This window comes from Aquamicrobium sp. YD-1-mutant5 (genome assembly GCF_059509755.1).
Map to the genome: position 1 here is coordinate 402,055 of NZ_JCAKKP010000004.1, position 23,535 is coordinate 425,589.

22 protein-coding genes and 1 other RNA gene are annotated in these 23,535 nt (G+C 63.5%); 12 read left to right on the plus strand and 11 right to left on the minus strand.

Going from position 1 to position 23,535, the window contains the following annotated elements:
* Positions 1 to 192 precede the first annotated feature (192 nt).
* The 4 genes from AC5XE7_RS09555 to nagA are packed head-to-tail and all read left to right on the plus strand — an operon-like array spanning position 193 to position 4,040.
* Positions 193 to 1,077, plus strand: a complete 885-nt coding sequence (locus AC5XE7_RS09555) for a glucosamine kinase nucleotide-binding domain-containing protein (protein ID WP_495365817.1) — start codon at positions 193 to 195, stop codon at positions 1,075 to 1,077.
* The gene (locus tag AC5XE7_RS09560; protein ID WP_495365818.1) at positions 1,070 to 1,855 is read left to right on the plus strand and encodes a GntR family transcriptional regulator; all 786 of its coding nucleotides are present in this window, start codon (positions 1,070 to 1,072) and stop codon (positions 1,853 to 1,855) included. The genes AC5XE7_RS09555 and AC5XE7_RS09560 overlap by 8 nt, the downstream gene beginning before the upstream one ends.
* The gene (locus AC5XE7_RS09565; protein ID WP_495365819.1) at positions 1,852 to 2,883 is read left to right on the plus strand and encodes an SIS domain-containing protein; all 1,032 of its coding nucleotides are present in this window, start codon (positions 1,852 to 1,854) and stop codon (positions 2,881 to 2,883) included. The genes AC5XE7_RS09560 and AC5XE7_RS09565 overlap by 4 nt, the downstream gene beginning before the upstream one ends.
* Positions 2,880 to 4,040 carry an N-acetylglucosamine-6-phosphate deacetylase gene (gene nagA, locus AC5XE7_RS09570; RefSeq protein WP_495365820.1) on the plus strand — a complete coding sequence of 387 codons (1,161 nt, stop codon included), beginning with the start codon at positions 2,880 to 2,882 and terminating at the stop codon, positions 4,038 to 4,040. The genes AC5XE7_RS09565 and nagA overlap by 4 nt, the downstream gene beginning before the upstream one ends.
* A gap of 117 nt (positions 4,041 to 4,157) precedes the next feature.
* On the opposite strand, the gene rpe is transcribed toward nagA, so the two are convergent.
* Complete coding sequence (rpe, locus tag AC5XE7_RS09575; RefSeq protein WP_495365821.1) at positions 4,158 to 4,835, minus strand: ribulose-phosphate 3-epimerase; 678 nt, start codon at positions 4,833 to 4,835, stop codon at positions 4,158 to 4,160.
* 199 nt (positions 4,836 to 5,034) lie between these two features.
* Between rpe and AC5XE7_RS09580 the strand changes: the two genes are divergently transcribed.
* A complete protein-coding gene (locus AC5XE7_RS09580; RefSeq protein WP_280199309.1) occupies positions 5,035 to 5,409 on the plus strand; it encodes a hypothetical protein in 375 nt (124 codons plus the stop codon).
* Here AC5XE7_RS09580 and AC5XE7_RS09585 read toward each other — a convergent pair.
* From AC5XE7_RS09585 to AC5XE7_RS09615, 7 genes are all read right to left on the minus strand, one after another.
* Positions 5,403 to 6,356: a 2-hydroxyacid dehydrogenase gene (locus AC5XE7_RS09585; RefSeq protein WP_495365822.1), complete on the minus strand. Its 954-nt coding sequence runs from the start codon at positions 6,354 to 6,356 to the stop codon at positions 5,403 to 5,405. The genes AC5XE7_RS09580 and AC5XE7_RS09585 overlap by 7 nt on opposite strands.
* 16 nt (positions 6,357 to 6,372) lie before the next feature.
* Entirely contained in the window at positions 6,373 to 8,001 is a 1,629-nt protein-coding gene (locus AC5XE7_RS09590; RefSeq protein ID WP_495365823.1) for an ABC transporter ATP-binding protein, read from the minus strand.
* The gene (locus AC5XE7_RS09595) at positions 7,998 to 9,164 is read right to left on the minus strand and encodes an ABC transporter permease (RefSeq protein WP_239800408.1); all 1,167 of its coding nucleotides are present in this window, start codon (positions 9,162 to 9,164) and stop codon (positions 7,998 to 8,000) included. Before AC5XE7_RS09595 ends, AC5XE7_RS09590 begins: the two co-directional genes overlap by 4 nt.
* Positions 9,164 to 10,273: a microcin C ABC transporter permease YejB gene (locus AC5XE7_RS09600; RefSeq protein WP_287946836.1), complete on the minus strand. Its 1,110-nt coding sequence runs from the start codon at positions 10,271 to 10,273 to the stop codon at positions 9,164 to 9,166. Before AC5XE7_RS09600 ends, AC5XE7_RS09595 begins: the two co-directional genes overlap by 1 nt.
* A 27-nt stretch (positions 10,274 to 10,300) precedes the next feature.
* A complete protein-coding gene (locus tag AC5XE7_RS09605) occupies positions 10,301 to 12,169 on the minus strand; it encodes an extracellular solute-binding protein (RefSeq protein WP_495365825.1) in 1,869 nt (622 codons plus the stop codon).
* Complete coding sequence (locus tag AC5XE7_RS09610; protein ID WP_495365827.1) at positions 12,169 to 14,064, minus strand: extracellular solute-binding protein; 1,896 nt, start codon at positions 14,062 to 14,064, stop codon at positions 12,169 to 12,171. The genes AC5XE7_RS09605 and AC5XE7_RS09610 overlap by 1 nt, the downstream gene beginning before the upstream one ends.
* 150 nt (positions 14,065 to 14,214) lie before the next feature.
* Positions 14,215 to 14,994 carry a c-type cytochrome gene (locus AC5XE7_RS09615; protein WP_495365828.1) on the minus strand — a complete coding sequence of 260 codons (780 nt, stop codon included), beginning with the start codon at positions 14,992 to 14,994 and terminating at the stop codon, positions 14,215 to 14,217.
* 187 nt (positions 14,995 to 15,181) lie between these two features.
* On the opposite strand from AC5XE7_RS09615, the gene AC5XE7_RS09620 reads away from it, so the two are divergent.
* Complete coding sequence (locus AC5XE7_RS09620; protein WP_495365829.1) at positions 15,182 to 15,910, plus strand: 3-deoxy-manno-octulosonate cytidylyltransferase; 729 nt, start codon at positions 15,182 to 15,184, stop codon at positions 15,908 to 15,910.
* An 11-nt stretch (positions 15,911 to 15,921) separates the two neighbouring features.
* Positions 15,922 to 16,782, plus strand: a complete 861-nt coding sequence (locus tag AC5XE7_RS09625) for a prephenate dehydratase (protein ID WP_495365830.1) — start codon at positions 15,922 to 15,924, stop codon at positions 16,780 to 16,782.
* Between the two features lie 12 nt (positions 16,783 to 16,794).
* On the opposite strand, the gene AC5XE7_RS09630 is transcribed toward AC5XE7_RS09625, so the two are convergent.
* Genes AC5XE7_RS09630 through AC5XE7_RS09640 form a run of 3 tightly spaced genes read right to left on the minus strand, consistent with a single transcriptional unit; the run spans position 16,795 to position 19,136 of the window.
* Positions 16,795 to 17,676 carry a bifunctional helix-turn-helix transcriptional regulator/GNAT family N-acetyltransferase gene (locus AC5XE7_RS09630; protein WP_495365831.1) on the minus strand — a complete coding sequence of 294 codons (882 nt, stop codon included), beginning with the start codon at positions 17,674 to 17,676 and terminating at the stop codon, positions 16,795 to 16,797.
* Positions 17,677 to 17,736: 60 nt separating this feature from the next.
* Positions 17,737 to 18,678 carry an NAD(+) diphosphatase gene (nudC, locus tag AC5XE7_RS09635; protein ID WP_495365832.1) on the minus strand — a complete coding sequence of 314 codons (942 nt, stop codon included), beginning with the start codon at positions 18,676 to 18,678 and terminating at the stop codon, positions 17,737 to 17,739.
* A gap of 38 nt (positions 18,679 to 18,716) precedes the next feature.
* On the minus strand, positions 18,717 to 19,136 hold the full coding sequence (locus AC5XE7_RS09640; RefSeq protein WP_495365833.1) for an HIT domain-containing protein: 420 nt from the start codon (positions 19,134 to 19,136) through the stop codon (positions 18,717 to 18,719).
* A 178-nt stretch (positions 19,137 to 19,314) separates the two neighbouring features.
* On the opposite strand from AC5XE7_RS09640, the gene ffs reads away from it, so the two are divergent.
* From ffs to recR, 5 genes are all read left to right on the plus strand, one after another.
* Positions 19,315 to 19,411: signal recognition particle sRNA small type (gene ffs, locus AC5XE7_RS09645), an RNA gene on the plus strand.
* A gap of 131 nt (positions 19,412 to 19,542) precedes the next feature.
* The gene (locus AC5XE7_RS09650; protein ID WP_495365834.1) at positions 19,543 to 21,396 is read left to right on the plus strand and encodes a DNA polymerase III subunit gamma/tau; all 1,854 of its coding nucleotides are present in this window, start codon (positions 19,543 to 19,545) and stop codon (positions 21,394 to 21,396) included.
* A gap of 69 nt (positions 21,397 to 21,465) precedes the next feature.
* The gene (locus tag AC5XE7_RS09655) at positions 21,466 to 21,789 is read left to right on the plus strand and encodes a YbaB/EbfC family nucleoid-associated protein (protein WP_183826932.1); all 324 of its coding nucleotides are present in this window, start codon (positions 21,466 to 21,468) and stop codon (positions 21,787 to 21,789) included.
* Positions 21,790 to 22,090: 301 nt separating this feature from the next.
* Entirely contained in the window at positions 22,091 to 22,861 is a 771-nt protein-coding gene (locus AC5XE7_RS09660) for a cell wall hydrolase (RefSeq protein WP_495365835.1), read from the plus strand.
* A gap of 59 nt (positions 22,862 to 22,920) precedes the next feature.
* Positions 22,921 to 23,526 (plus strand): recombination mediator RecR, encoded by a 606-nt coding sequence (gene recR, locus AC5XE7_RS09665; RefSeq protein ID WP_495365836.1) that lies wholly within the window; start codon positions 22,921 to 22,923, stop codon positions 23,524 to 23,526.
* Positions 23,527 to 23,535: the final 9 nt, after the last annotated feature.

The window sequence follows — 23,535 nt, forward strand, 5'->3', positions numbered from 1 at the left end:
TGCCAAAAAGATACCAAAAAAATACCACTTGTCCACATTGATTAACGATTTCAGGCGGCGTGCGGTAAGATATATTGAAAACGCTCGTATTTTCAGCAAATTATCAATGACTTCCGCAGAGCGTCCATCTTGTAAAAATTAACGCTTGGATATTGGTATTTAAGTGGTATTGTAATTTTGGAGGATGGCCGAATGGATTTCGTGCTTGGCATAGATGGCGGTGGAACCAGTTGCAGGGCAGCCCTTGCCGCGCCTGACGGGCGGGTTCTGGCCCGCGCCAGCTCGGGTGCCGCCAATATCCGCACCGACCTCACCAATGCCCGCACCCATATCGTGGAGGCCGCGCGCCGCGCTTTCGTCGAGGCCGGGCAGGACCCCGAATTGCTGGTCCGCACGCCCGCCGTGCTGGGGCTGGCGGGCGCCAATGTCGGCACCTATCGCCAGCAGTTGCAGGCCATATTGCCGTTTCGCGAAAGCCGGGTCGAAAGCGACGCCGAGATCGCACTGGAAGGCGCGGTGGGTTCCGGCGATGGCGCCATCGCCGTGCTTGGCACCGGCAGCGCCTACCGGGTGCGCCGCGGTGGCGTCTCGCGCCCCGTCGGCGGCTGGGGCTTTCAGGTCGGCGATCAGGCATCCGGCGCGCGCGTTGGCCGCGACCTTCTGGAGCAGACGCTGCTTGCCTATGACGGCATATGCGAAGCCTCTGCGCTGACGCGCGAGATCATGGCGGTCTTTCGCGACAATCCCGAGGATCTGGTTGAGTTCACGGTGGGAGCAAAGCCCGGCGACTATGGCGGGTTCGCGCCCAAGGTCTTTGAGTATGCGGCCGAGGGCGACGTGGTGGCGCGCTCCATCGTCAGCAAGGCCGTCGCCGATGTGGAAGGCGCGCTTGGCGCGCTGGACCTGCACGAAGGCGATGTGCTGTGCCTGCTCGGCGGGCTTGCCGGCCTTTATGCGCCGCTGCTTGCCGCACGCCACCAGCCGCTGCTGCGCGAACCGCGCGGCGATGCGCTGCTGGGCGCGGTCCGTATGGCCGCGCGCCGGTTCGGCACCTCCGTGGAGGCGGTGAATGGCTGAAGTGGCCGATCATCTGTTCGCGGATGTGAAGGGCGCACCGTCCGGCCAGCCGCTCTATCTGCGCCTGCGCCGCGCCATAGAAGAAGCCGTCGGCAGCGGCGTGCTCGGGCCGGGCGATGCCCTGCCGTCAGAGCGCGATATCGCCCTGCAGGCGGATATCTCGCGGGTGACGGTGCGCAAGGCGGTCAGCGATCTGGTTCGCAGCGGGGTTCTGGTTCAGCGCCATGGCTCGGGAACTTTCGTCGCGCCCCGGGTGGAGCGGGTCGAACAGTCTCTTTCAAGGCTGACCTCCTTTACCGAGGACATGGCCCGGCGCGGCAAGACCGTGCGTTCGCAATGGCTGGACCGGGGGGTGTTCACGCCCTCGCCGGACGAGATGATGGTGCTCGGCCTGGCGGCCAGGGAGCTGGTCGTGCGCATGTCGCGCCTGCGCATCGCCGATGGCACGCCGCTCGCCATAGAGCGCGCCTGCATGTCGGCGGCGATCCTGCCGGACCCGGAGCGAATCGGTGCCTCGCTCTATGCCGCGCTGGCTGAAACCGGACACCGTCCGGTGCGTGCGGTGCAGCGGATTTCGGCGGCCAACCTTTCCGGTTCCGACGCGGAATTGCTGGAAGTGCCCGCCGGATCGGCCGGATTGCGCATAGAACGCATTTCCTATCTTGCCAGCGGCCGCGTGGTGGAGTTCACACGGTCGATCTACAGGGGGGATGCTTATGATTTCGTGGCCGAGTTGCGTCTGAGTGCCCCCGCAGACGACAATGGAGTTCCTGCATGACGACGACACAGACCCATATGCGCCGCGAAGTGGAAGAGATTCCGCAGGCGGTTGCCCGGTTGCTCGACCGCTCGGGCGCAGTTCTGGAGCAGGCGGGCAAGGATTTGCGCCGCCGTGATCCGGCCTTTGCCATCACGGTCGCACGTGGATCGTCCAGCCATGCCGCGACCTATCTCAAATATGTCAGCGAACTGGAACTGGGCCTGCCATTCGCCCCCGTTGGACCCTCCGTAGCCTCGATCTACGGCGCGAAGCTGCGGCTGAAAGAGGCCGCGTGCATCGCGGTCTCGCAATCCGGCAAGAGCCCGGACATCGTTGCATTGGCGCAAAGCGCACGTGCACAGGGAGCGCTGACCATCGCCCTGACCAATACAGCGGACTCGCCATTGGCGCGCGACAGCGATCATGCCGTGGATATCATGGCCGGCCCCGAACTCAGCGTCGCCGCCACCAAGACGTTCGTCAACTCCATCGTTGCCGGTCTCGGTCTGCTTGCCCATGCTGCAGACGATGAGAAATTGCTGTCCGCCCTGAAGGCGCTGCCGGAGCAACTGCAAAAGGCCATCGACTGCGACTGGAGTGCGCTGACCGGCGCGCTGGAGGGCCGCAGTTCGCTCTTCGTGCTCGGCCGCGGGCCGTCGAGCGCGATCGCCAGCGAGGCTGCGCTCAAATTCAAGGAAACTTGCGGCATTCATGCCGAAGCCTACAGTGCAGCCGAGGTGATGCATGGCCCGATGGCGCTGGTCGGCGGCGGCTTTCCCGTGGTCGCGCTGGCGGCCCGGGATGCCGCCGAGCCGTCTGTCGCCGCTTCCGCTGATGCGCTTGTGGCCCGGCAGGGCGCGGTTTTCGCGACCAGCGCTCTGGCCGCTCAGGCGGCGCGTCTGCCCTTCGTTGCCACCGGCCATCCGCTCACCGATGCGCTGCCGCTGGTCGTGTCCTTCTATGCATTTGTCGAGGCTTTTGCGCGCCACAGGGGGCTGAACCCGGACATGCCGCGCAATCTGCGCAAGGTGACGGAAACGGTATGAGCGAGCGCTTCGCCCTCTGCGGGGCCAGAATATTCGATGGCCAGGTCTGGCATGACGATGCCTGCCTCGTCGTGGCCTATGGCGAGATCGAGGCGATCCTTCCGCCGGAAAGCCTGCCTGCCGATCTGAAGCGGGTGCAGGCGGGCGGCGCCATGCTGGCGCCGGGCTTCATCGACCTGCAGGTCAATGGCGGTGGCGGGGTGATGCTCAACGATCATCCCGATCTCGCTTCCATCGAAACCATTTGCGCGGCCCATGTGCCGTTCGGCACCACGGCTCTGCTGCCGACCCTGATCACCGACACGCCTGAAATCACCGCCGCCGCCATCGAAGCCGGACGGCAGGCTGCGGAAAAGCAGGTGCCGGGTTTCCTCGGCCTGCATCTGGAAGGACCGCACCTGTCACTGAAACGCAAGGGTGCGCATGATCCGGTATTGATCCGCAAGATGGATGAGGCCGACCTGAAGGCGCTGGTGGCGGCGGCCGGCATCGTGCCGGTGCTGCTGACGACGGTCGCGCCGGAATCGGTCAGCACTGCGCAGGTCGGGGCGCTGGCGAAGGCGGGCGTCATCGTCAGCCTCGGCCATTCCGACACCACCCATGCCACGGCCAGCACCTATGCGAATGCGGGTGCCTCGATGGTGACGCATCTCTTCAACGCGATGAGCCCGCTCGGCAGCCGCGAGCCGGGGCTGGCGGGTGCGGCAATCGACACCGGCACATTGTTTGCCGGGCTGATCGCCGATGGCATCCATGTCGATCCGGCGACGATGGCGATCGCGCTGCGCGCCAAGCGTGGACCGGGGAAGATCTTCCTCGTGACCGATGCCATGGCGACCATCGGCACGCACATGTCTTCCTTCACCCTGAACGACCGCACCATCTATCGGCGCGAAGGCAGCCTGAGGCTGGGCGACGGGACGCTTGCCGGGGCCGATCTTGACATGATTTCGGCGGTGCGCTTCGTCCACCACACGCTTGGCTTCGAACTGGACGAAGCGCTGCGTATGGCCTCCGCCTATCCGGCTGAGGCGGTCGGCCAGTCGCAGCACCTTGGAGGGCTGTCGAAGGGGATGCGCGCCAACATCGTCGCCCTCACGGAAAACCTCGAGGTCGCTTCCGTGTGGATCGATGGCGTGCGCGAATTCAGGGCCTGACGGCGCGTCCGCGATCTGGAATGGTTATGCTTTCTTCCGAATAGCAGAAACATTCCATCCTGTTAGTCTCACGCAATTCCGAACGCAGAACCGCTGCGCCCTTTTGCCGGAATTGCTCTAGCCGCGCGCTGCGTCCGCCGCCGTGCGGATCGCCTCGATATTGGTGCGGTAGGACTCCACCGTGCCGCCCTTGAATACGGCTGCACCCGCCACCAGCACATTCGCGCCGGCGGCCGCCACCAGCGGAGCCGTTTCAGGCGTCACGCCGCCATCGATCTGAATGTCGATAGGACGGTTGCCGATCATCGCCCTGACGCGCTTCACCTTCTCGACCACCGAGGGAATGAAGGCCTGTCCGCCGAAGCCGGGGTTTACGGTCATCAGAAGCACGAGATCGAGCCGGTCGAGCACATATTCGATGATGTTTTCGGGGGTACCCGGGTTGAGCGAGACGCCGGCCTTCTTGCCGAGGTTGCGGATGGTCTGCAGCGACCGGTCGAGATGCGGGCCGGCCTCTGCATGAACGGTGATGCCATCGCAACCGGCCTCCGCGAAGGCGGCGAGATAGGGATCGACCGGCGCGATCATCAGGTGGGCGTCGAAATAGGCATCGGTGCGATTGCGGATCGCCTTGATGATCGGCGCGCCGAAGGTGATGTTGGGCACGAAGTGGCCGTCCATCACATCCAGATGCACCCAGTCCGCGCCCGCTTCGACGATCGCCTCGACCTCGTCGCCAAGCTTCGAGAAATCCGACGACAGAACCGACGGTGCGATCAGGGTTCTTGCGCTCATGCCTGCACTCCTGCCTGTAGGGTTGAGCCGGGTGAGAATGACCCGGGAAACATTTGAGGTGCCTATAGCATCGCAGCCGAAACCGGACACAGCTTTTTTGGCATTATCCTGTGCTTGTGGGCACTGTTTCACGCTGATGGCCTACACTTCGTCAAAGTCCTGCCATATGTCAGCCAGGTATCACGTTCCGGAGGCGGTTTTGAACGGCGCGGTCTCGACAATCCGAAAGGGCATTGCCCGCACCTGCATCATGGGTGCGTGCCTCATCGTGGCGGGATGCGGCAACTCCATCGTGGAGCGGCAGGATGAGGTGGTGGCGTCGGCGCTGCCTTATGACAGCGTACCCTGCGACACGCTGTTCATGCACCGCGATACGCTCGCCGCCCAGTACGGATTGCCGCTGGACGCCAGACCCGTCTTCGTGCGCCAGCCCTACGGCATCGGGCCACTGACGCCGGATGTGCGCTCCGAACGCCGCCGCAAGGCCGAGGCCGCGCGCGGCGAGATTGACGCCATGAACAGGTCGCTGACGCGCCGCAAATGCGTGGAGCCCGCGCCGGTCCTGCCTCAGTAACCGGCTTCGCGGTCCACCAGATTTTCCAGCGTGCCGTCCCGCTCATAGGCGGCCATCTGCGCAAGCATCACCGGCACCAGATGCACGGGATCGGATGTGGCTGCCGCATGCGGGGTGATGAACACTTTCGGGTGGCTCCACAGCGGGCTCGTCTTCGGCAGGGGCTCGATCTCGAACACGTCGAGGCTCGCTTCCTTGAGCGTTCCATCGTCCAGCGCGCGCAGGATGTCGGCTTCCTTCTGCAGCCGGCCACGCCCCGCATTGATGAGCACCGCGCCTCCCAGCGCGTTGCGCCGGCGCAGTTCCTTCAGAAGCTTGTAGTCGATGATGCCTTTGGTGGTCTGCGTGAATGGCAAAAGAACCAGCAGGATGTCCGTGGCGTTGAGGAACGGCACGAGCCCGGCATCACCGGCATAGCTGGTCACGCCATCCATCCGGCGTTCGGAGCGCGACCAGCCATTGATGCGGAAGCCGAGCGGCATCAGCGCTCTGGCGGCTGCCCGGCCGAGATGGCCAAAGCCCATGATGCCGACCGAGACATCGCCGGCATTGCGCTGTTCGACATCGCGCCAGGCGCGCAGGCGCTGGTTTTCCCGGTATTGCCGGCCGTGACGATGGTGATCGAGCACGCGCCACACGACATATTCGACCATGTGCTGCGTCAGGTCTTCCGCAACCACGCGCACCACCGGCACATCGGTGGGGATGGTCGGATCTTCCATGATGTGGTCGACGCCCGCGCCGACCGAGAAGATGACCTTGAGGTTCGGCAGCCCGGCAAGCAGGTTCGGTTTCTGCTTCCACACGACAGCATAGGTGATGGACGGATCTGTGCCGGGTTCGCGCTCCAGAACGACGTCCCGCTCCGCTGCCACCAGATCGTGCCAGCGCTGGGGATGGAACGCGTTGACCGCAAGCAGAACGCGGCCCGTGCCTGATGTGTTCAAAATATCCTCCTAGTCCCTATTCCGAAACGACGCCCTCCGGAGCCGTCTCGATGCGGAAGGCGGCCGAGATCAGCGCCTTCGTGTAGTCGGTCTGCGGCGCCTCGAAAATCTGGGTCGAGGGGCCTGCTTCCACTACCTTACCATTGCGCATGACGATCACCTCGTTAGCGAGCGCGCGCACCACCTTCAGGTCGTGGCTGATGAACAGATAGGCGAGGTTGTGCTTTGCCTGCAGGTCGCGCAGCAGGTCCACCACCTGCGCCTGCACGCTCATGTCGAGCGCCGAGGTCGGCTCGTCCAGCATGACGAAGCGCGGCTTGAGCACCATGGCGCGGGCAATGGCGATGCGCTGGCGCTGGCCGCCGGAAAATTCGTGCGGGTAGCGGAAGCGCGTTTCCGGATCGAGGCCGACTTCTCTGAGCACGTCGACCACACGGTCGTCGCGCTCGTCGGGCGAGAGCTTCGGTTCGTGGATCTTCAGCCCTTCCTCGATGATCTCCGACACCGACATCCGCGGGCTGAGCGACCCGTAAGGGTCCTGGAACACGATCTGCAATTCGCGCCGCAGCGGCCGCATTTCATTGAACGACAGCGCGTCGATGTCGCGCCCGTCGAAACGGATCTTGCCGGTGGAAGAGATCATGCGCGCCAGGGCAAGACCGAGCGTGGTCTTGCCGGAACCGGATTCGCCGACGATACCCAGCGTCTGGCCCTCGCGCACCGTCACGTCGATGCCGTCCACGGCCTTCACATGGTCCACGGTCTTGCGGAAAAAACCCTGCTTGATCGGGAACCAGACCTTCACGTCCTCGCCGTGCATCACGGGTCTGGCGGCGGGGTCGGCGGTCGGCGGCTTTCCGCGGGGCTCGGCGGCCAGAAGATGGCGCGTGTATTCGTGCTGCGGATTGGCGAAGATTTCCTTTGTCGGCCCGGTCTCGACCACCTTGCCTTTTGTCATCACGCAGACCCGGTCGGCGATCTTGCGCACGATGCCTAGGTCATGGGTGATGAACAGCATCGACATGCCGTTGTTCTTCTTCAGGGTGTCGAGCAGCAGCAGGATCTGGGCCTGAACGGTCACGTCGAGTGCGGTCGTCGGCTCGTCCGCGATCAGCAGTTCCGGCTCGTTGGCGAGCGCCATGGCGATCATGACGCGCTGGCGCTGCCCGCCTGAAAGCTGATGGGGATAGGCGTCGAGACGCTTTTCCGGCTCTCGGATGCCCACTTCATTGAGCAGGTCCAGCGTGCGTTTGCGGGCCTGCGCGTCGCTCATGCCGCGATGCAGCTTCAGCACCTCGACGATCTGCTGCTCGATGGTGTGCAACGGGTTGAGCGAGGTCATCGGTTCCTGAAAGATCATGGTGATCTTGTTGCCGCGCACCTTGCGCAACTCGTTCTCGCCAAGCCGCATCAGGTCCTTGCCGCCGAACAGGATTTCGCCCGAGGGATGGCTGGCCGGCGGGTAGGGCAGAAGTTTCAGCACCGACAGCGCTGAGACCGACTTGCCCGAGCCGGATTCGCCGACCAGCGCCAGCGTCTCGCCCTTGCCGATGTCGAACGACACGTGATCGACGGCGAGCGAGGTCTTGCCGCCTTGCGAAAAGGCGACCGAGAGATCGCGAACGGAAAGGAGGGGCGTGCTCACCTGAACGTCTTCCTCGGGTCGAAAGCGTCGCGCGTGGCTTCGCCGATGAAGATCAGCAGCGAGAGCATGATCGAAAGAGTGATGAAGCCGGTGATGCCGAGCCATGGCGCGTTGAGATAGCGCTGGCCCTGCTTGAGCATCTCACCCAGCGAGGCCGAGCCCGGCGGCAGGCCGAAGCCGAGGAAGTCGAGCGAGGTCAGCGTCGAGATCGAGCCGTTGAGGATGAAGGGCAGAAAGGTCAGCGTCGCCACCATGGCGTTGGGCAGCAGATGGCGGAACATGATGGTTCGGTTGGAGACGCCGAGCGCGCGGGCCGCGTTCACATATTCGAAGTTACGCGCGCGCAAAAATTCGGCCCGCACCACGCCGACGAAGGCCACCCATGAAAACAACAGCATGAGGCCAAGCAGGATGAAGAAACCGGGCGGCAGCACCGCCGCCACGATCAGCAGCAGGTAGAGCACCGGAATGGCCGACCAGATTTCGATGAAGCGCTGGAACAGCAGGTCGACCCAGCCGCCAAAATAACCCTGGATCGCGCCGGCGGAGACACCGACGATGGCCGAGCCCAGCGTCAGCGTCAGACCGAACAGCACCGAGACGCGAAAACCGTAGATGACGCGCGCCATGACATCGCGCGCCTGATCGTCGGTGCCGAGCCAGTTCCAGTTGCCGACGATGCAGTCGGGATCCGCTGCGCCCTGCGGATACTGGGCGCAGCGTGTGGCGACATCGTAGCTCCACGAGGGCTTGGCGGGGGCTGCCTGCGGCACCGCATTGTTGACGGTGCGGTAGGAATAGCGGATCGGCGGCCAGATCATCCAGCCATTGGCCTCGATCTCGTCGCGGATCACCGGATCGCGATAATCGGTGACGGCATAGAAGCCGCCGAATTTCTCTTCCGGATAGGCGACGAGGACGGGAAAGAGAATTTCGCCCTTGTAGGAGGCGATGATCGGCTTGTCGTTGGCGATGAACTCGGAAAACAACGAGGCGACGAACAGGAACAGGAAAATCCACAACGACCAGTAGCCGCGACGGTTCGCCTTGAAGTTCGCCCAGCGCCGCTGGTTGAGCGGAGACAGAAACGGCCTGCGCCGTCTTGGTGTGACAGGCTGGGGCGCTACGCCTTCAGCACCCGTCTTCATGGTGGCCTCGACCATCACACGTCCCTCCGGTCGAAATCGATGCGGGGGTCGATCCAGGTGTAGGTGAGATCGGAGATGAGGCTGACGAACAGGCCGATCAGCGAGAAGATATAGAGGTTGGCGAACACCACCGGATAGTCGCGGTCGACCACCGACTTGAAGCCGAGGAGGCCCAGCCCGTCGAGCGAGAAGATATTCTCGATCAGCAGCGAGCCGGTGAAGAAGGCCGAGATGAACGCTCCGGGAAAGCCGGCGATGACGATCAGCATGGCGTTGCGGAAGACGTGGCCGTAGAGCACCCGGTGCTCGGAAAGGCCCTTGGCGCGCGCCGTCACCACATATTGCTTGCGGATCTCGTCAAGGAAGGAGTTCTTCGTCAGCAGCGTGTTGGTGGCGAAGGCCGACAGCACCATCGCCGTCAGCGGCAGTGTCAGGTGCCAGAAATAATCGATGATGCGGTCCGGCCACGACATCTGCGACCAGTTGTCGGAGGTGAGCCCCCGCAGCGGGAATAAGTCCCAGAACGAGCCGCCGGCGAACAGGATCATCAAAAGGATGGCGAACAGGAAGCCGGGGATCGCATAGCCGACGATGACGATGGCGCTCGTCCATGTGTCGAAGGCCGAACCGTCCTTCACCGCCTTGCGAATGCCGAGCGGGATCGAAATCATGTAGGAGATCAGCGTGATCCATAAGCCCAGCGAGATCGACACCGGCATTTTCTCGAGGATCAGGTCGACCACCGATATGTCGCGGAAATAGCTGTCCCCGAAGTCGAAGCGGGCATAGTTCCACAGCATCAGGCCAAAGCGTTCCAGCGGGGGCTTGTCGAAGCCGAACTGCTTTTCAAGCTTGGCGATGAATTCGGGATCGAGGCCCTGCGCGCCGCGATATTTGCTGGAGATGTTGCCGCCCCCGGCCTCGAAGCCGCCGGCCATGCCCATGTCGCCACCGCCGCCGGAACCGAGGCGGTCGCTGGAATCGCCCCCCTGACCGGTGAGGCGGGCAATCACCTGCTCCACCGGGCCGCCGGGCGCGAACTGGATGACGACGAAGGAAATCGCCATGATGCCGAAAAGGGTCGGGATCATCAGCAGCAGGCGGCGCAGGATATAGGCACCCATCAGGCGCTGCTCCCTTTTCTTCTCACGTCAGCCCTTGCCAATCTTCGCAGCCTTCTCAGGTTCGAACCACCATAGCGTCTCTACCGGAAAGCCGTAGTCGGGCTTGGTTTCGGGAAATCCGAACATGTCCCAATACGCGACCCGGTGATTCGCCACATAGTATGTTGGAATCCAGTCGAGCCTTGCGCGCAAGACCCGGTCGAGCGCGCGCAGCGCCGTAACAAGCTCCTCGCGGGTTTCAGCGCGCCCTGCCGCGTCGACCAGCGCATCGACGGCGCTGCTCTCCGTTCCGGGATAGTTACGGGTGCCGGGCCGCCCCGCGGCACGGGAATGGTAGAGCGCTTCAAGTGCTGCATGGGCAGGTGTCGCGCCGACCGATATGCGGGTCAGGATCATATCGAAATCGAAATCGTTCTGGCGCGCCTGATATTGCGCGGAATCGATCACGCGGACCGATGCGTCGATGCCAACCGCTTTCATGTTTTCAGCCCACGGCAGGAAAATGCGGGCAAGCCCATCGTCGTCGGCCAGTATTTCCGTCTTCAGGCGCTCGCCCTTATCGTTGACGACAAAGGCGCCGTCGCGACGCCATCCGGCTTCGCCAAGGAGTTTCATGGCCTCCCCGAGCAGTTTCCGGTCGCGTCCCGATCCATTGGAAACGGGCTGGATGGCCGGTTCCGCGAATACCTCCGGCGGAAGGTCCTTGCGCAATGGCTCCAGCAAAGCCAGTTCTTCGGGAGAGGGGAGGCCTTCCGCCCTGAACTCGGATTTCTCGAAATTGGACTGCGAGCGCTCATAGGCACCGGAAAACAGCGTGCGGCGCGTCCACTCGAAATCGAAACACAGCCCGATGGCGCGCCGCACCCGCACGTCGCGGAACTGGGGGCGGCGCTGGTTGAGCGCCACGGATTGCATTTCGGGCCATTTCTCCCCGTCGAACTCGCGTTTCAGCACGCGTCCGTCGGAAATGGCGGGGAAGTTGTATTCCGAGACCCAGGTGCGGGCGACGAATTCCTCGCGGTAATTGGTGTCACCCTTCTTGAAGGCCTCGAAAGCGGCATTGCGATCTCGGTAGAAGTCGATGCGCAGGCGGTCGAAATTGTACAGGCCCCGGTTGACCGGCAGGTCGCGGCCCCAGTAATCGGCCACCCGCTCATATTCGATGAACTGTCCGGCGGCGACCCGGCCGACCTTGTAGGGTCCGGAGCCCGGCGGCGGCGTCATGCGCCCGGCGTCGAACTCGTTTTGCGTATAGTAGGCCTTCGACAGGACCGGCATTTCGGCGGCCGTGAGAATGGTCTGCGGCGGCTGCCTGCCCGTAAAGGTCAGCCGCACCGTCTGCGGATCGAGTGCTTCTGCGGTGGCAAGCTCGACAAGCGGCAGCGCCAGTTGCGGGTGCCCCTTGTCCTTGTAGAGGAGCAACGTGAAGGCGGCATCCTCGGCCGTCAGCGGCGTGCCGTCATGCCAGCGCGCTTCGCTGCGCAGGTGGAAGTCGAAGCTGTTGCGGTCCGGCGAGATGGTGACGCTTTCGGCCAGCAGCCCGTAGAGCGCATCCGGCTCGTCCAGCGCACGCGCCATCAGCGTATCGAAGCAGAACTCCATGCGCGGCGGGGCATCGCCGCGCAGCGTGAAGGCATTCAGCGTGTTGAAGGTGAGCGGGTTCTGGTTGAAGGCCCAGTTGGGCGGCGGAAAATTGAAGGTGCCGCCCTTGGGGGCGTCTGCGTTCACATAGTCGAAATGGGCAAAGCCGGGCGGATATTTCAGCTCCCCGAAGGCCGAGAGGCCGTGAAGCTTCACGCCTGTCGGAGCGGTGGCGAAGGCCGGGAGGGGCAGCAGCGGCCATGCGGCCGCCGCACTCCCCAGCACGAGGAAATCGCGACGTGAAAAGGCGCTCATCACTGTGCGCTCTGGTATTTGGCCGCCAGCGCCTTTTCCTTTTCGGGGTCGATCCACCAGGACTCGACGTCGGCCCCGATATATTCGGGCTGCTTGTCCGGCATGCTGAACTTGTTCCAGTAGGCGACCCACAGGTTGGGACGGGTGAACTGCGGCACGACATAGTAGTTCCACAAGAGGACACGGTCGAGCGCGCGGGTGGCGGCGATCAGGTCGTCGCGGTCGGTGGCGAAGATCACCCGGTCGACAAGCGCGTCGATCACCGGATCCTTGATGCCGGAATAGTTGCGCGAGCCGGGCGTGCCGGCGGCGCGCGTGCTCCAGTAGTCGCGCTGTTCGTTGCCGGGGGAATCGGACTGCTGCAGCACCTGCGTGATCACGTCATAGTCGAAATCGTTTACCCGGTTCACGAACTGGCTGGTATCGACGATGCGGTGGGTGACGGTTACTCCGATCTTGCGCAGCATTTCGATGAACGGGCTGATTGTGGGGCCGGAATCCTGGCTGAAATCGAGGATTTCAAAGCTGAAGGGCTGGCCGGTTTCGGCATTGACCATCCGCCCGTTGCGGATTTCCCAGCCGGCCTCCTTGAACAGCGCCACCGCGTCGCGCAGGATCTTGCGCTCGGCCTGCGGATTGTCGAAACGCGGCAGGGCGAATTCCTTCGTGAACACTTCCGGCGACAGCTTGTCGCGGTACTGTTCGAGGATCTCCAGCTCCTTGCCTTCCGGAAGGCCCCGGGACGCAAAATCGCCGCCCATGAAATAGCTGGTGATGCGTGTGTTCAGCCCGAAGGACTGGGTGCGGTTCATCGTGTCGAAATCGAAGGCGTAGGACAGCGCCTGACGCACGCGCCGATCCTGAAACAAGGGCCGGCGCGTGTTCAGGACAAAGCCCTGCATGTTGGCGCGGGCGTTGGACACGAATTCCTTCTTGATCACGTCGCCAGCCTTGACGGCGGGAAAATCATAGGCGGTCATCCAGCGTCTCGCGCTGTTTTCGGAATGGATGTCCTTGAAACCGCCCTTGGTGAAGGCCTGCCACGCGGCATTGTTGTCGAGGAAATAGCGGTAGCGGCGCTGGTCGAAATTCTCGCGCCCGATCTTCACCGGCAGCTTCGCGCCCCAGTAGTCCGGCACGCGCTCCCAGATGATCTCCTGTCCGGGCTTGAAGCTTTTGATGCGGTAGGCGGCGGAGCCGAGCGGGGCTTCCAGCGTCGGGCGGGTGATGTCGCGCTTCTTGCCTTTGGCGTCGGTGCCTTCCCACCAGTGCTTCGGCAACACCACGAGATCGCCCATGATCTTGGGCAGTTCGCGATTGCCCTTCTGATCGAAGCGGAATTCGACCTCGCGATCCGATATCTTCACCGCCTCGGTGACGTTCTCGTAATAGCGGTTGTACATGGGGCTGTTGGCTTTCAGCACCCCGAACGACCAGATCACGTCGTCGACGGTGATCGGCTGGCCGTCATGCCAGCGCGCATCGGGATCGAGCCTGAAAGTCGCGGAGGAGAAATCGTCCGGATATTTGTAGGCTTCGGCGACAAGCGGATGGCTGACGCTGCCTTCGTCGGTCGCCTGCTCCATCAGCGTGTCGTAGAGCAGTCCGCCGCCGAACTCGGCCAGCCCCGAGGCCGGCGTGCCCTGCACGATATAGGGATTGAAGCTGTCGAACGTGCCGAGCACGGTGGTGTTCAGCGTGCCGCCCTTGGGCGCGTCGGGGTTCACATAGTCATAGTGCTGGAAGTTCTCGCCATATTTGGAGCCGCCGACCAGCGAGGAGGAGGTGTGCCATTCCTGCGCCTCTGCGAGGCCGGTGCCGAAAACCAGCAGGGTTGCGGCAACCCCGGAAAACAGCATGGCCGTCAGCGGAGCCCTGATATGGTGAAAACGCATCCCGATCCTTTCACAACTACAAGCCGCGCACTGTAGCGGATTCTCCTGACGAGGGAATCGCATCGTGCCGATAATGCATTGCCCAGCCTACAGTAGCAAAAAAGCCGGGCAGAACCCGGCTTTTTCAAGGATATTCAGATTACAAATTCGTTATTCGGCTGGCTGCCCGGCTGGCTGTTCTGCCGGCTGTTCTGCCGGCTGACCTTCCGGCGCTGCCTCACCTGCGGCGGGAGCTTCCTGAGCCGGAGCCTGCTCGGCAGGCGCCGCTTCGGCCGGGGCCTGTTCTGCGGGAGCCGCATCAGCAGGAGCCGTCCCGGTCGGAGTTGCTCCTTCGGCGGGGGCGGCTTCGGTGGCCTCACCTTCAGGAGCCGCGGCGCCGGCTTCAGGCAGCGGAACCGGGCTGTCGGCCTGCTCACGCATATAGGCAATGAGGTTCGCGCGCTCGTCGTCCTTCTTCAGGCCGGCGAAGCCCATGGCCGTTCCCTTCACGAAGCCCTTGGGCGAGATCAGGAAGTGGTTGAGGTTGTCGAAGGTCCATTTCTCGGAGCCGCCGCCGGCGAATTCCTTCATGGCACCGGAATAGGAGAAGCCCTCATGCGAAGCGACCGGGCGATCGACGATCGACCACAGGTCCGGGCCGACCTTGTTGGGGCCGCCCTTTTCGATCGAATGGCAGGCAGCGCACTTCTTGAACACGGCTTCGCCGGCTTTCGCGTCAGCCTTGGCCAGCAGGTCGGCGATCGGGGTCGCTTCGGCGGCGCCGCCGGCTGCTGCACCACCGGCGTCGCCTTCGGCTGCCTCGATGATGAAGCCGGGCTTTTCCGGCGCATGTGTGGAAAAGAGCGAGTTGGAAGCGATGCCGACAGAGAAGATGATGAATACGGTGCCGAGCAGTCCGCCCAGGATCTTGTTGACTTCAAATGAATCCATACGCCCCAGGCTCCCTTTTCCGGCGGACATGCCGTCCTCCGTCCGTCGGTAATACACGCTCCTGCGCGAGGAGCGACAAATCGGGCGGAAACTAGGTCTTTTGCTCAGCTCTTGCAACACCTATAAGGGCGCTTCCAGTGAGACCTTTTGACACTTTTCACCAGCTCTTTCGCGCAGTTTCAGCCTCATGACCACACTCGTCCTCATCCCCGCCCGCATGGCCTCGGCCCGGTTGCCCGGCAAGCCGCTGGCCGATATAGCCGGCTTGCCTATGATCGTGCATGTGGCGCGCCGCGCAGCACAGACCGGTCTCGGTCGCGTGGTGGTGGCGACGGACACTGTCGAAATCGCGGATTCCGTGGCCGCGCACGGCTTCGAGGCGGTGATGACGAGGGCCGATCACGAGTCTGGTTCCGACCGCATCTTCGAGGCGCTGACGGCGCTGGACCCGCATGGGCAGGTGGAAACAGTGGTGAACATTCAGGGCGATCTGCCGACGCTCGATCCGGCCATCGTTTCTGCAACGCTGCGTCCGTTCGAGGATCCGGCGGTCGATATCGCCACGCTTGGCGTCGAGATCGTGCGCGAGGAGGAGAAAACCAATCCGGCCGTCGTCAAGATCGTCGGCTCGCCGCTGTCGGCCACGCGCATGCGCGCGCTTTATTTTACCCGCGCCACCGCGCCGTGGGGTGAAGGGCCGCTCTATCATCATGTCGGGCTTTACGCCTATCGCCGCGCAGCCCTTGAGCGCTTCGTGGCGCTGGGGCCGTCCTGTCTTGAAGGGCGCGAGAAGCTTGAGCAGCTGCGCGCGCTCGAAGCCGGCATGCGCATCGACGTCGAGATCGTGAATTCCGTTCCGCTGGGCGTCGACACGCCCGCCGATCTGGAACGCGCCAGAACCATTCTTTCCAGCTGACAGGGCTCAAAATGCCAGAAAAGACCAACAAGATCGCTTTCCAGGGCGAGCCGGGCGCCAATTCCGATACCGCCTGCCGCAACGTCTATCCCACCATGGAGCCGTTGCCGTGCCCTACCTTTGAGGATGCGTTCAACGCGGTGGAGACGGGCAAGGCCGATCTCGCCATGATCCCGATCGAGAACACCATCGCCGGGCGGGTGGCGGATATCCATTACCTGCTGCCGGAATCAAGGCTGCATATCGTCGGCGAGTATTTTCTGCCGATCCATTTCCAGCTCATGGTGCTGCCGGGCGTCCAGCGTTCCGAGATCAAAACCGTGCACAGCCATATTCACGCGCTTGGCCAGTGCCGCAAATTCATTCGTAAGAACGGCTGGAAGCCTGTCGTGGCCGGTGACACGGCCGGCGCTGCAAAACTCGTCTCCGACGTCAGGGATCGCACCATGGCAGCCCTCGCGCCGCGCCTGGCATCCGATCTCTACGGCCTCGACATCATTCAGGAAAATGTCGAGGACACCGAGAACAACATCACCCGCTTCGTCGTCCTGTCGAAGACGAAGCAATGGGCGGAACGCCGCGACGACGTGCCGATGGTCACCACCTTCGTCTTCCGGGTGCGCAACGTCCCGGCCGCGCTCTACAAGGCCATGGGTGGTTTCGCCACCAACGGCGTCAACATGACCAAGCTGGAGAGCTACCAGATCGGCGCTTTCACCGCGACGCAGTTCTATGCCGATGTGGAAGGCCACCCGGACGATGTGAGCCTGAAAAACGCGTTGGAAGAACTGCGCTTCTTCTCGAAGGAAGTGCGCATTCTGGGCGTTTATCCGGCCAACGAATTCCGCGCCACGCAGGATGCCGATGCCTGAGGGCGCGGCGTTTCAGAGCTGCTTTGAATACCAGCGGTCTGCATAGGGATTGTCGTTGAAGCGCGCGACTTCCCCATATCCCTCGCGCTCATAGAGCGATTGCGCTTCCGCCAGTACGCGGTTGGTGTCGAGGCAGACCGCGCGCGCGCCGAGCTCGTGGGCAATGGCTTCAAGCTGCCGCAGCAGGCGCATGGCAAGCCCCATGCCGCGCGCTTGCGGTGAAACCCACATGCGCTTGATCTCAGCCGTCTCCTTATCGAGCAGGCGCACCGCGCCGCAGGCGAGCGGGCTGCCGTCCAGACGGGCGAGCAGGAAAGCGCCACGCGGGCGGATGAATTCCTCGCTGCTGGCCGTGCTGCCGCTGCTCGTGTCGAAGCCGTCCTGAAAGCGCGATGCGACCTCGGCCACGTAGAGATCGAGGCAATGTCTTGCATCGGCGCTGTCGGGATCTTCTTCCGCGATTTCAACGGAGGCGGCGGCCAGAAGGCGCTCGGTCTCGGCCATGGCGGCGATGAGTCGCTGGCGTGCTGCCGGCGAAAGCGGCTCCAGCAATGCCAGAGCCTGCTTGTCCGACAGGGCGTCATAGGCGCGAAGTTCCTCACGACCCCTGCCGGTCAGAGTGACGAAGCGCGCGCGGGCATCGCCCTCCTGCGCGCCGACGGTAACAAGCTCCTGCGTTTCCAGAGAACGCAGCATGCGGCTGAGATAACCAGAATCGAGACCAAGCCGCTGGCGCAGATCACCAAGGGCAGCCCCGGCCGATCCGATCTCGAACAGCAGCCGCGCCTCGCTGAGCGGCCGGCCACGGCTGTGATAACTTTCCTCCAGCACACCGACGCGGCGCGTAACGGAGCGGTTGAAACTGCGGATCTGGGCGATGTGATTAGTGTCCATTGCCTGACTTTAGTCAGGCAATGGTGGCGCTGCAATAATTATCTGACCAAAGTCAGATAATTATTGCTGTTCCGCCCATGCCCGGATGAGGTGATGGGCGATGGCGCCGGAAGGCGGGACGACGAGCTGCTGCGGATGCGTGCGATGCAGCATGGCCAGCACCTCGTCGCGGCTGAACCAGCGGCAATCCTCCAGTTCGTCCATATCGGCGCGAATGTCCTCGTTCAGCGGTTCGCCGTAGCAGCCGATCATCAGCGAATAGGGAAAAGGCCATGGCTGGCTGGCGTGGTAGATGACGCGTCCGAGCCGTATGCCGGCCTCCTCGAAGGTCTCGCGCCGCACCGCTTCCTCGATGGTTTCTCCGGGTTCGATGAAGCCTGCCAGCGAGGAATACATGCCGGGCGCGAAATGGCGGCCGCGCCCCATCAGGCATTTTTCGGGGGTGACGGTGAGCATGATCGCCACCGGATCGGTGCGCGGGAAATGGTCGGTGCCGCAGGTCGGGCAATGGCGGCGGTATCCGCCGCCGCGCATCTCAGTCTTCTGTCCGCAGCGTCCGCAGAAGGCATGCGTGTGGTTCCATGTCAGCAGCGATGAGGCCTGCGCCATCGCGCCCAGCGTTTCCTCGCGGATCAGCCCCTGAACATAGACCGTTCGATGTTCCAGCATTTCGAGGCCGTCGAAAGGCTGTTCGGGTTCGAGTTTTGCGTAAAGGGCAAGGGCGGGGCCATGCGCGGCGACGCCAAGCAGGATCGAGGCGGCGGGGTCGAAGCCAAGCTGGCTGCACTCGGCCACGGTGAACCATGGATCGAAACCTTCGCCATCCGGCTTGAGCAGGATGCGGCCTTTGCCGATCAGCATGATTCGCGCAGTCTGGGCGGTCAGTGCCCGAATCACGCAATCGTCGGGGCGGCGTTCCGACTGGCGATCGATCCGGTTGCCGGCGAAGCCGACGAACTGGCTGGGCTCGCGAAGCGGTGCATCGAAAAAGGGAAAACTCATCGGCAAAGGGTCCGGCGCTGTGGAAAAAAAGGGGCGGCTTACAGCGCTGCCTTCACGGTTTCGATGAAGCGGTGAAGGTCCTCGCCCGCATAGGGTTCGCGCGCGCCATGACCCCAGACCGGACCCGGCCATGCCGCGTCGTTCTCGTTGCGCGCGACCACATGGACATGAAGCTGACGCACGATATTGCCCAGCGCGCCCGTGTTGATCTTGGTGCAGCCGGTCACGCGCTTGAGACCCTGCGCGACCATATTGGTCTCGAATGTGAGCATGGCCTGATCAAGCGGCGTGATATCGTGGATTTCTTCTGCGCCCGGCCGTTGCGGTACGAGGATCAGCCAGGGGAAGCGCCGGTCGTTCATGACCCTGAGCTCGCACAGGCCGAGCCACATCAGCGGCTCGCTGTCGGCTTCCAGACGCGCATCGAGCGCAAATCCGGCGTTTAGCCCGCGCAACATGGGCATCCTCCCTTGAACCGGACAGGCCGGAAAACTGCGGATTGGAAAGGCATCAGGCCTTCGCGTCTGCGGACGGTATTGCGAGCTTGTTTGCGCTGCAAGCGTTTCTGGCGGAAGAGTGCCATGGAATTTGCACGCGCACTTGCAATTCGCGGTCGAATTGCCGATATGGAAACCGGGAGGTTGGTGGTGGACGGTCCACTCGCCAACCGGGTCAGGTCCGGAAGGAAGCAGCCCTAACGAGCCCGGAACGGGTCATTGTTCCAGCCTCCCGCCTTTCTTCGCCATCTTCGCGTTCATGACGGCATGCTCATTGACTGTGTCGGGGCGTGCGGGCGAAACTGGCTTTGCAGACGGCCGCTTCCGGTCGCGGTCCCCAGATGCTGGCTTGGAGCAGTGCCGATCGATGAACGACGCCGGAACAAGCGACGCAGATATTTCCGCAGCCGGGAAGGCGCCCGCCCCTTATCGGGTGCTGGCCCGCAAATACCGGCCTTCGGATTTTTCGCAGCTCATCGGTCAGGAGCCGATGGTGCGCACCCTGACCAACGCCTTTTCTTCCGGACGCATCGCGCAGGCATGGATGCTGACCGGCGTGCGCGGCGTGGGCAAGACGACGACCGCCCGCATTCTCGCCCGCGCCCTCAATTACAGAACGCCCGAACTCGACCGCCCGAGCGTCGACCTTTCGGTGCCGGGCGAGCACTGCCAGGCCATCATGGAAGGCCGCCATGTCGACGTGATCGAGATGGACGCCGCCTCCCACACCGGCATCGACGACATTCGCGACATCATCGACCGGGTGCGCTACGCCCCGGTTTCCGCGCGCTACAAGGTCTACATCATCGACGAGGTGCACATGCTCTCCACGCAGGCCTTCAACGGCTTGCTGAAGACGCTTGAAGAGCCGCCGCCGCATGTGAAATTCATCTTCGCCACCACCGAAATCCGCAAGGTGCCGATCACCGTTTTGTCGCGCTGCCAGCGCTTCGACCTGCGCCGCATCGATGCCGGCCAGCTGGTGAAACATCTGGGTGCCATCTCGGAACAGGAAGGCATTTCCATCGACGACGAGGCGCTGGCGATGATCGCCCGCGCGGCCGAGGGCTCGGCCCGCGACTCGCTGTCGATCCTCGATCAGGCCATCGCCCATGGTGGCGGCACCGTGTCGGCGGAGGCGGTGCGCGCCATGCTGGGCCTTGCCGATCGCGGCCGCATCATTGATCTGTTCGAGCATCTGATGAAGGGCGACGTGGCGGCAGCCCTTGGCGAGTTCAGGGCGCAGTACGACACCGGCGCCGACCCGGCCGCCGTGCTCACTGACCTTGCCGAGTTCAATCATCTGGTGACGCGCCTGCGTTTCGTGCCGGATGCCGCCGCCGATGCGTCTCTCTCGGAAGCCGAGCGCAGGCGCGGCGTCGAATTCGCCGCTGCGCTTTCCGTCAAGGTGCTGTCGCGCACCTGGCAGATGCTGCTCAAGGGCATTCTGGAGGTTCAGAGCTCGAACCGCCCGGTCAGCGCCGCCGAGATGGTGCTGATCCGCATTGCGCATGCCGCCGATCTGCCGACGCTGGACGAAGCGCTGAAAACGCTCGACGGTCAGCAGGTTTCCGCCCCGCGCGCACCAACGCCGGCACCCCGGCCGACGCCTTCCGGGAACGGCCCTGCCGGTGTGGAAAGCAGCGCTCCGGCAAGTGCCATGGCGCAGGCGCCCATGCCCGCAATGATGCCATCCTCATCGGGTGGAGCGCAGACGATGCGGCTGGTCGAGACCACGCCGGAGCCTGTTGCTTTCGCGCCTCCACAGGCAGAGCCGGAGCCGGCGCAGCCTGCCGTTTCCGTCAAATCCATCGACGACATCGTCGCGCTGGCCGACAAGCATCGCGAGCTTGCCTTCAAGGTGCTGATCAAGCGCTATGTGCGGCCGGTGCGCATCGAGCCCGGCCACGTTCAGGTCAGCCTGACGGAAGACGCCCCGCGCACGTTGCTCAACGACCTGACCGTCAAGCTCAAGACATGGACCGGCCGCCACTGGGTGGTGTCCCTGTCCAAGGAGGAGGGCGGCCAGACGCTCTTCGAGAAGGAAACGATCCGCCGCGAGACGGCACTTCTCGATGCCCGCAGCGATCCGGCCGTGGCGGCGGTGCTTGCCCGCTTTCCCGGCGCGAAGATCATCGACGTGCGCATTCCCGACGCTTTGCAGGCCGAGGCGGCGGAGGACGACACGCTGCCGGAACCGGAAGCCGACGAAGACGATTGAGAGCTTTGGGCCGGATCGGCACGATCAGCCGCGCCGGCACAGGAAACACCAGACGCAAAGGATATCGCGATGAAGGATCTGCTCGGCCTGATGGGCAAAGCCAAGGAAATGCAGGCCAAATTCCAGTCCATGCAGGAGGAGATCGCCACGCTGGAGGCGAGCGGTCAGGCCGGCGGCGGCATGGTCAGCGTCACGCTCACCGGCAAGTTCGAGATGAAGTCGCTGAAGATCGACCCCTCGCTGCTGAAGGAGGACGAGGTGGAGATTCTGGAGGACCTGATCCTTGCGGCGCACAACGACGCCAAGGTCAAGGTCGAGCAGGTCATGCAGGAAAAGACCAAGGCGCTGACCGCCGGTCTGCCGATTCCGCCGGGCATGAAGCTGCCGTTCTGAGGCCTGTGGAAGGCGCCGGACCGGCCTGTGCTGTCGACTGGCGTGTGCCGCTTGAAGCGTGTCGCGATCTTTCAGATTCGCTCGTCACGCTTCAAGTCGTTGTTTTTACGCATGTCGTTATCCCGAAACCGGTTCCCACTTTCGGGCGACGTGCTTTAAATCTCGTTGCTGCCATCTTTTCGCCTGAAACTGTCTCATTCTGGGGCGCTTCCGGGGATGTGGCGGCGACAGGAAGAGGGGACGATTATTGATCGTCAAGCGATGGAATATGCCCGCTCTGCTGGGCGCGGCAGGATCATTCATGCTGCTCGCCGGCTGCAGTCAGACCTCGCAAAGTCTTGCTCTGCAGGATGTGACGACGAAATCCCAAACCTCGGCCAGCAAGACCTACAGCTATCGCTACACCGAAAAGGACCGTGAGTGCCTGCAGCGGGCGATCTTCTTCGAATCGCACCGCTCCAGCCGTGACGGCATGATCGGCGTCGGCACCGTGGTCATGAACCGCCTGAAATCGGGCAAGCACGGCGACACAATTTGCGAGGTGGTAGGCGCGCCGCGTCAGTTCGCACCCGGCGTTATGACCCGGCCGATGAAATCCAAAGCCCTGCCCGATGTCGTGGAAGCAGCCGATGCGGTGCTCAAGGGCGAGCGTCACCCGAAAATGAAGGACGCCATGTTCTTCCATACGGCCGGCCTCAAGTTCAAATACAACAACATGCACTATGTGGCGGTGGCCGGCGGCAACGCCTTCTATGAAAAGCGTGGCCGCAATTTCGAGCCGCTGCCGCCGGATTCGGAGTTCCTCGTCGCCGCGGCAACGCCGCAGGCCGCCAATCCGCCTTCCATCGCAGTGGCGAAGCAGGACGTGCCGGTCATTGCTCCCGCCGCCGCTGCGCCGGTCGCTGTCGCTTCCGCCACGCCCGTCCAGCCTTCGCAGCCGGATGCCGACCTGATCACCACGGCCTCCATCTCCGATGCGGACCAGCCTGTCATGGCTTTCGAGCAGACGCCGCAGGACACCAGCGCCATCGGCTCGCTGATTGTCAGCCAGGCGCAGGCCTCGGGCTACTGACGCGCGGCAACACGTCGTCGTGTCTCCCACTTTGCGGAGACATGCTTTAAAACCCGGCTATGTCCAAGCGAATCGCCGGCCCCGAAATCGAACGCCTCATCCAGCTTCTGGCCAAGGTGCCAGGGCTCGGGCCGCGTTCCGCGCGCCGCGCAGCACTGCATCTGATCAAAAAGAAGGATCAGCTTCTGGCTCCGCTCACCGCCGCCATGGGCGAGGCGCTGGACAAGGTGCGCGTGTGCTCCACCTGCGGCAATGTGGACACCTCCGACCCCTGCACCATATGCAGCGATCCGCGCCGTGACCCCGCCACGCTGATCGTGGTCGAGGACGTGTCGGACCTGTGGGCGCTGGAGCGGGCCGCCGCCATGAATGTGCGCTATCATGTACTGGGCGGCACGCTGTCGCCGCTGGATGGCGTCGGCCCCGATCAACTCAACATCCGCACGCTGGTGGACCGGGTTGCGGCCGGCGAGGTGAAGGAGGTGATCCTCGCCGTCAACGCCACCGTCGAAGGACAGACCACCGCCCATTACCTGACCGACCAGTTCTCCGATCTCGACGTGAAGGTGACGCGCCTTGCCCACGGGGTGCCGGTCGGCGGCGAGCTCGACTATCTGGATGAAGGCACGCTCACCGCCGCCTTGAAGTCACGAACTGCGTTCTGATCCGGGGGC

Excerpts from the sequence above, each read along its gene's own strand:
- AC5XE7_RS09615 (WP_495365828.1), bottom strand. The coding sequence starts at position 14,994 with ATGGATTCATTTGAAGTCAACAAGATCCTGGGCGGACTGCTCGGCACC.
- nagA (WP_495365820.1), top strand. The coding sequence starts at position 2,880 with ATGAGCGAGCGCTTCGCCCTCTGCGGGGCCAGAATATTCGATGGCCAG.
- AC5XE7_RS09605 (WP_495365825.1), bottom strand. The coding sequence starts at position 12,169 with ATGAGCGCCTTTTCACGTCGCGATTTCCTCGTGCTGGGGAGTGCGGCG.
- AC5XE7_RS09555 (WP_495365817.1), top strand. The coding sequence starts at position 193 with ATGGATTTCGTGCTTGGCATAGATGGCGGTGGAACCAGTTGCAGGGCA.
- AC5XE7_RS09595 (WP_239800408.1), bottom strand. The coding sequence starts at position 9,164 with ATGGTCGAGGCCACCATGAAGACGGGTGCTGAAGGCGTAGCGCCCCAG.
- AC5XE7_RS09660 (WP_495365835.1), top strand. The coding sequence starts at position 22,091 with ATGCTGCTCGCCGGCTGCAGTCAGACCTCGCAAAGTCTTGCTCTGCAG.
- AC5XE7_RS09565 (WP_495365819.1), top strand. The coding sequence starts at position 1,852 with ATGACGACGACACAGACCCATATGCGCCGCGAAGTGGAAGAGATTCCG.
- AC5XE7_RS09560 (WP_495365818.1), top strand. The coding sequence starts at position 1,070 with ATGGCTGAAGTGGCCGATCATCTGTTCGCGGATGTGAAGGGCGCACCG.
- recR (WP_495365836.1), top strand. The coding sequence starts at position 22,921 with ATGTCCAAGCGAATCGCCGGCCCCGAAATCGAACGCCTCATCCAGCTT.
- AC5XE7_RS09640 (WP_495365833.1), bottom strand. The coding sequence starts at position 19,136 with ATGTTGCGCGGGCTAAACGCCGGATTTGCGCTCGATGCGCGTCTGGAA.
- AC5XE7_RS09655 (WP_183826932.1), top strand. The coding sequence starts at position 21,466 with ATGAAGGATCTGCTCGGCCTGATGGGCAAAGCCAAGGAAATGCAGGCC.
- AC5XE7_RS09600 (WP_287946836.1), bottom strand. The coding sequence starts at position 10,273 with ATGGGTGCCTATATCCTGCGCCGCCTGCTGCTGATGATCCCGACCCTT.
- AC5XE7_RS09610 (WP_495365827.1), bottom strand. The coding sequence starts at position 14,064 with ATGCGTTTTCACCATATCAGGGCTCCGCTGACGGCCATGCTGTTTTCC.
- AC5XE7_RS09630 (WP_495365831.1), bottom strand. The coding sequence starts at position 17,676 with ATGGACACTAATCACATCGCCCAGATCCGCAGTTTCAACCGCTCCGTT.
- AC5XE7_RS09625 (WP_495365830.1), top strand. The coding sequence starts at position 15,922 with ATGCCAGAAAAGACCAACAAGATCGCTTTCCAGGGCGAGCCGGGCGCC.
- nudC (WP_495365832.1), bottom strand. The coding sequence starts at position 18,678 with ATGAGTTTTCCCTTTTTCGATGCACCGCTTCGCGAGCCCAGCCAGTTC.
- AC5XE7_RS09620 (WP_495365829.1), top strand. The coding sequence starts at position 15,182 with ATGACCACACTCGTCCTCATCCCCGCCCGCATGGCCTCGGCCCGGTTG.
- AC5XE7_RS09650 (WP_495365834.1), top strand. The coding sequence starts at position 19,543 with ATGAACGACGCCGGAACAAGCGACGCAGATATTTCCGCAGCCGGGAAG.
- rpe (WP_495365821.1), bottom strand. The coding sequence starts at position 4,835 with ATGAGCGCAAGAACCCTGATCGCACCGTCGGTTCTGTCGTCGGATTTC.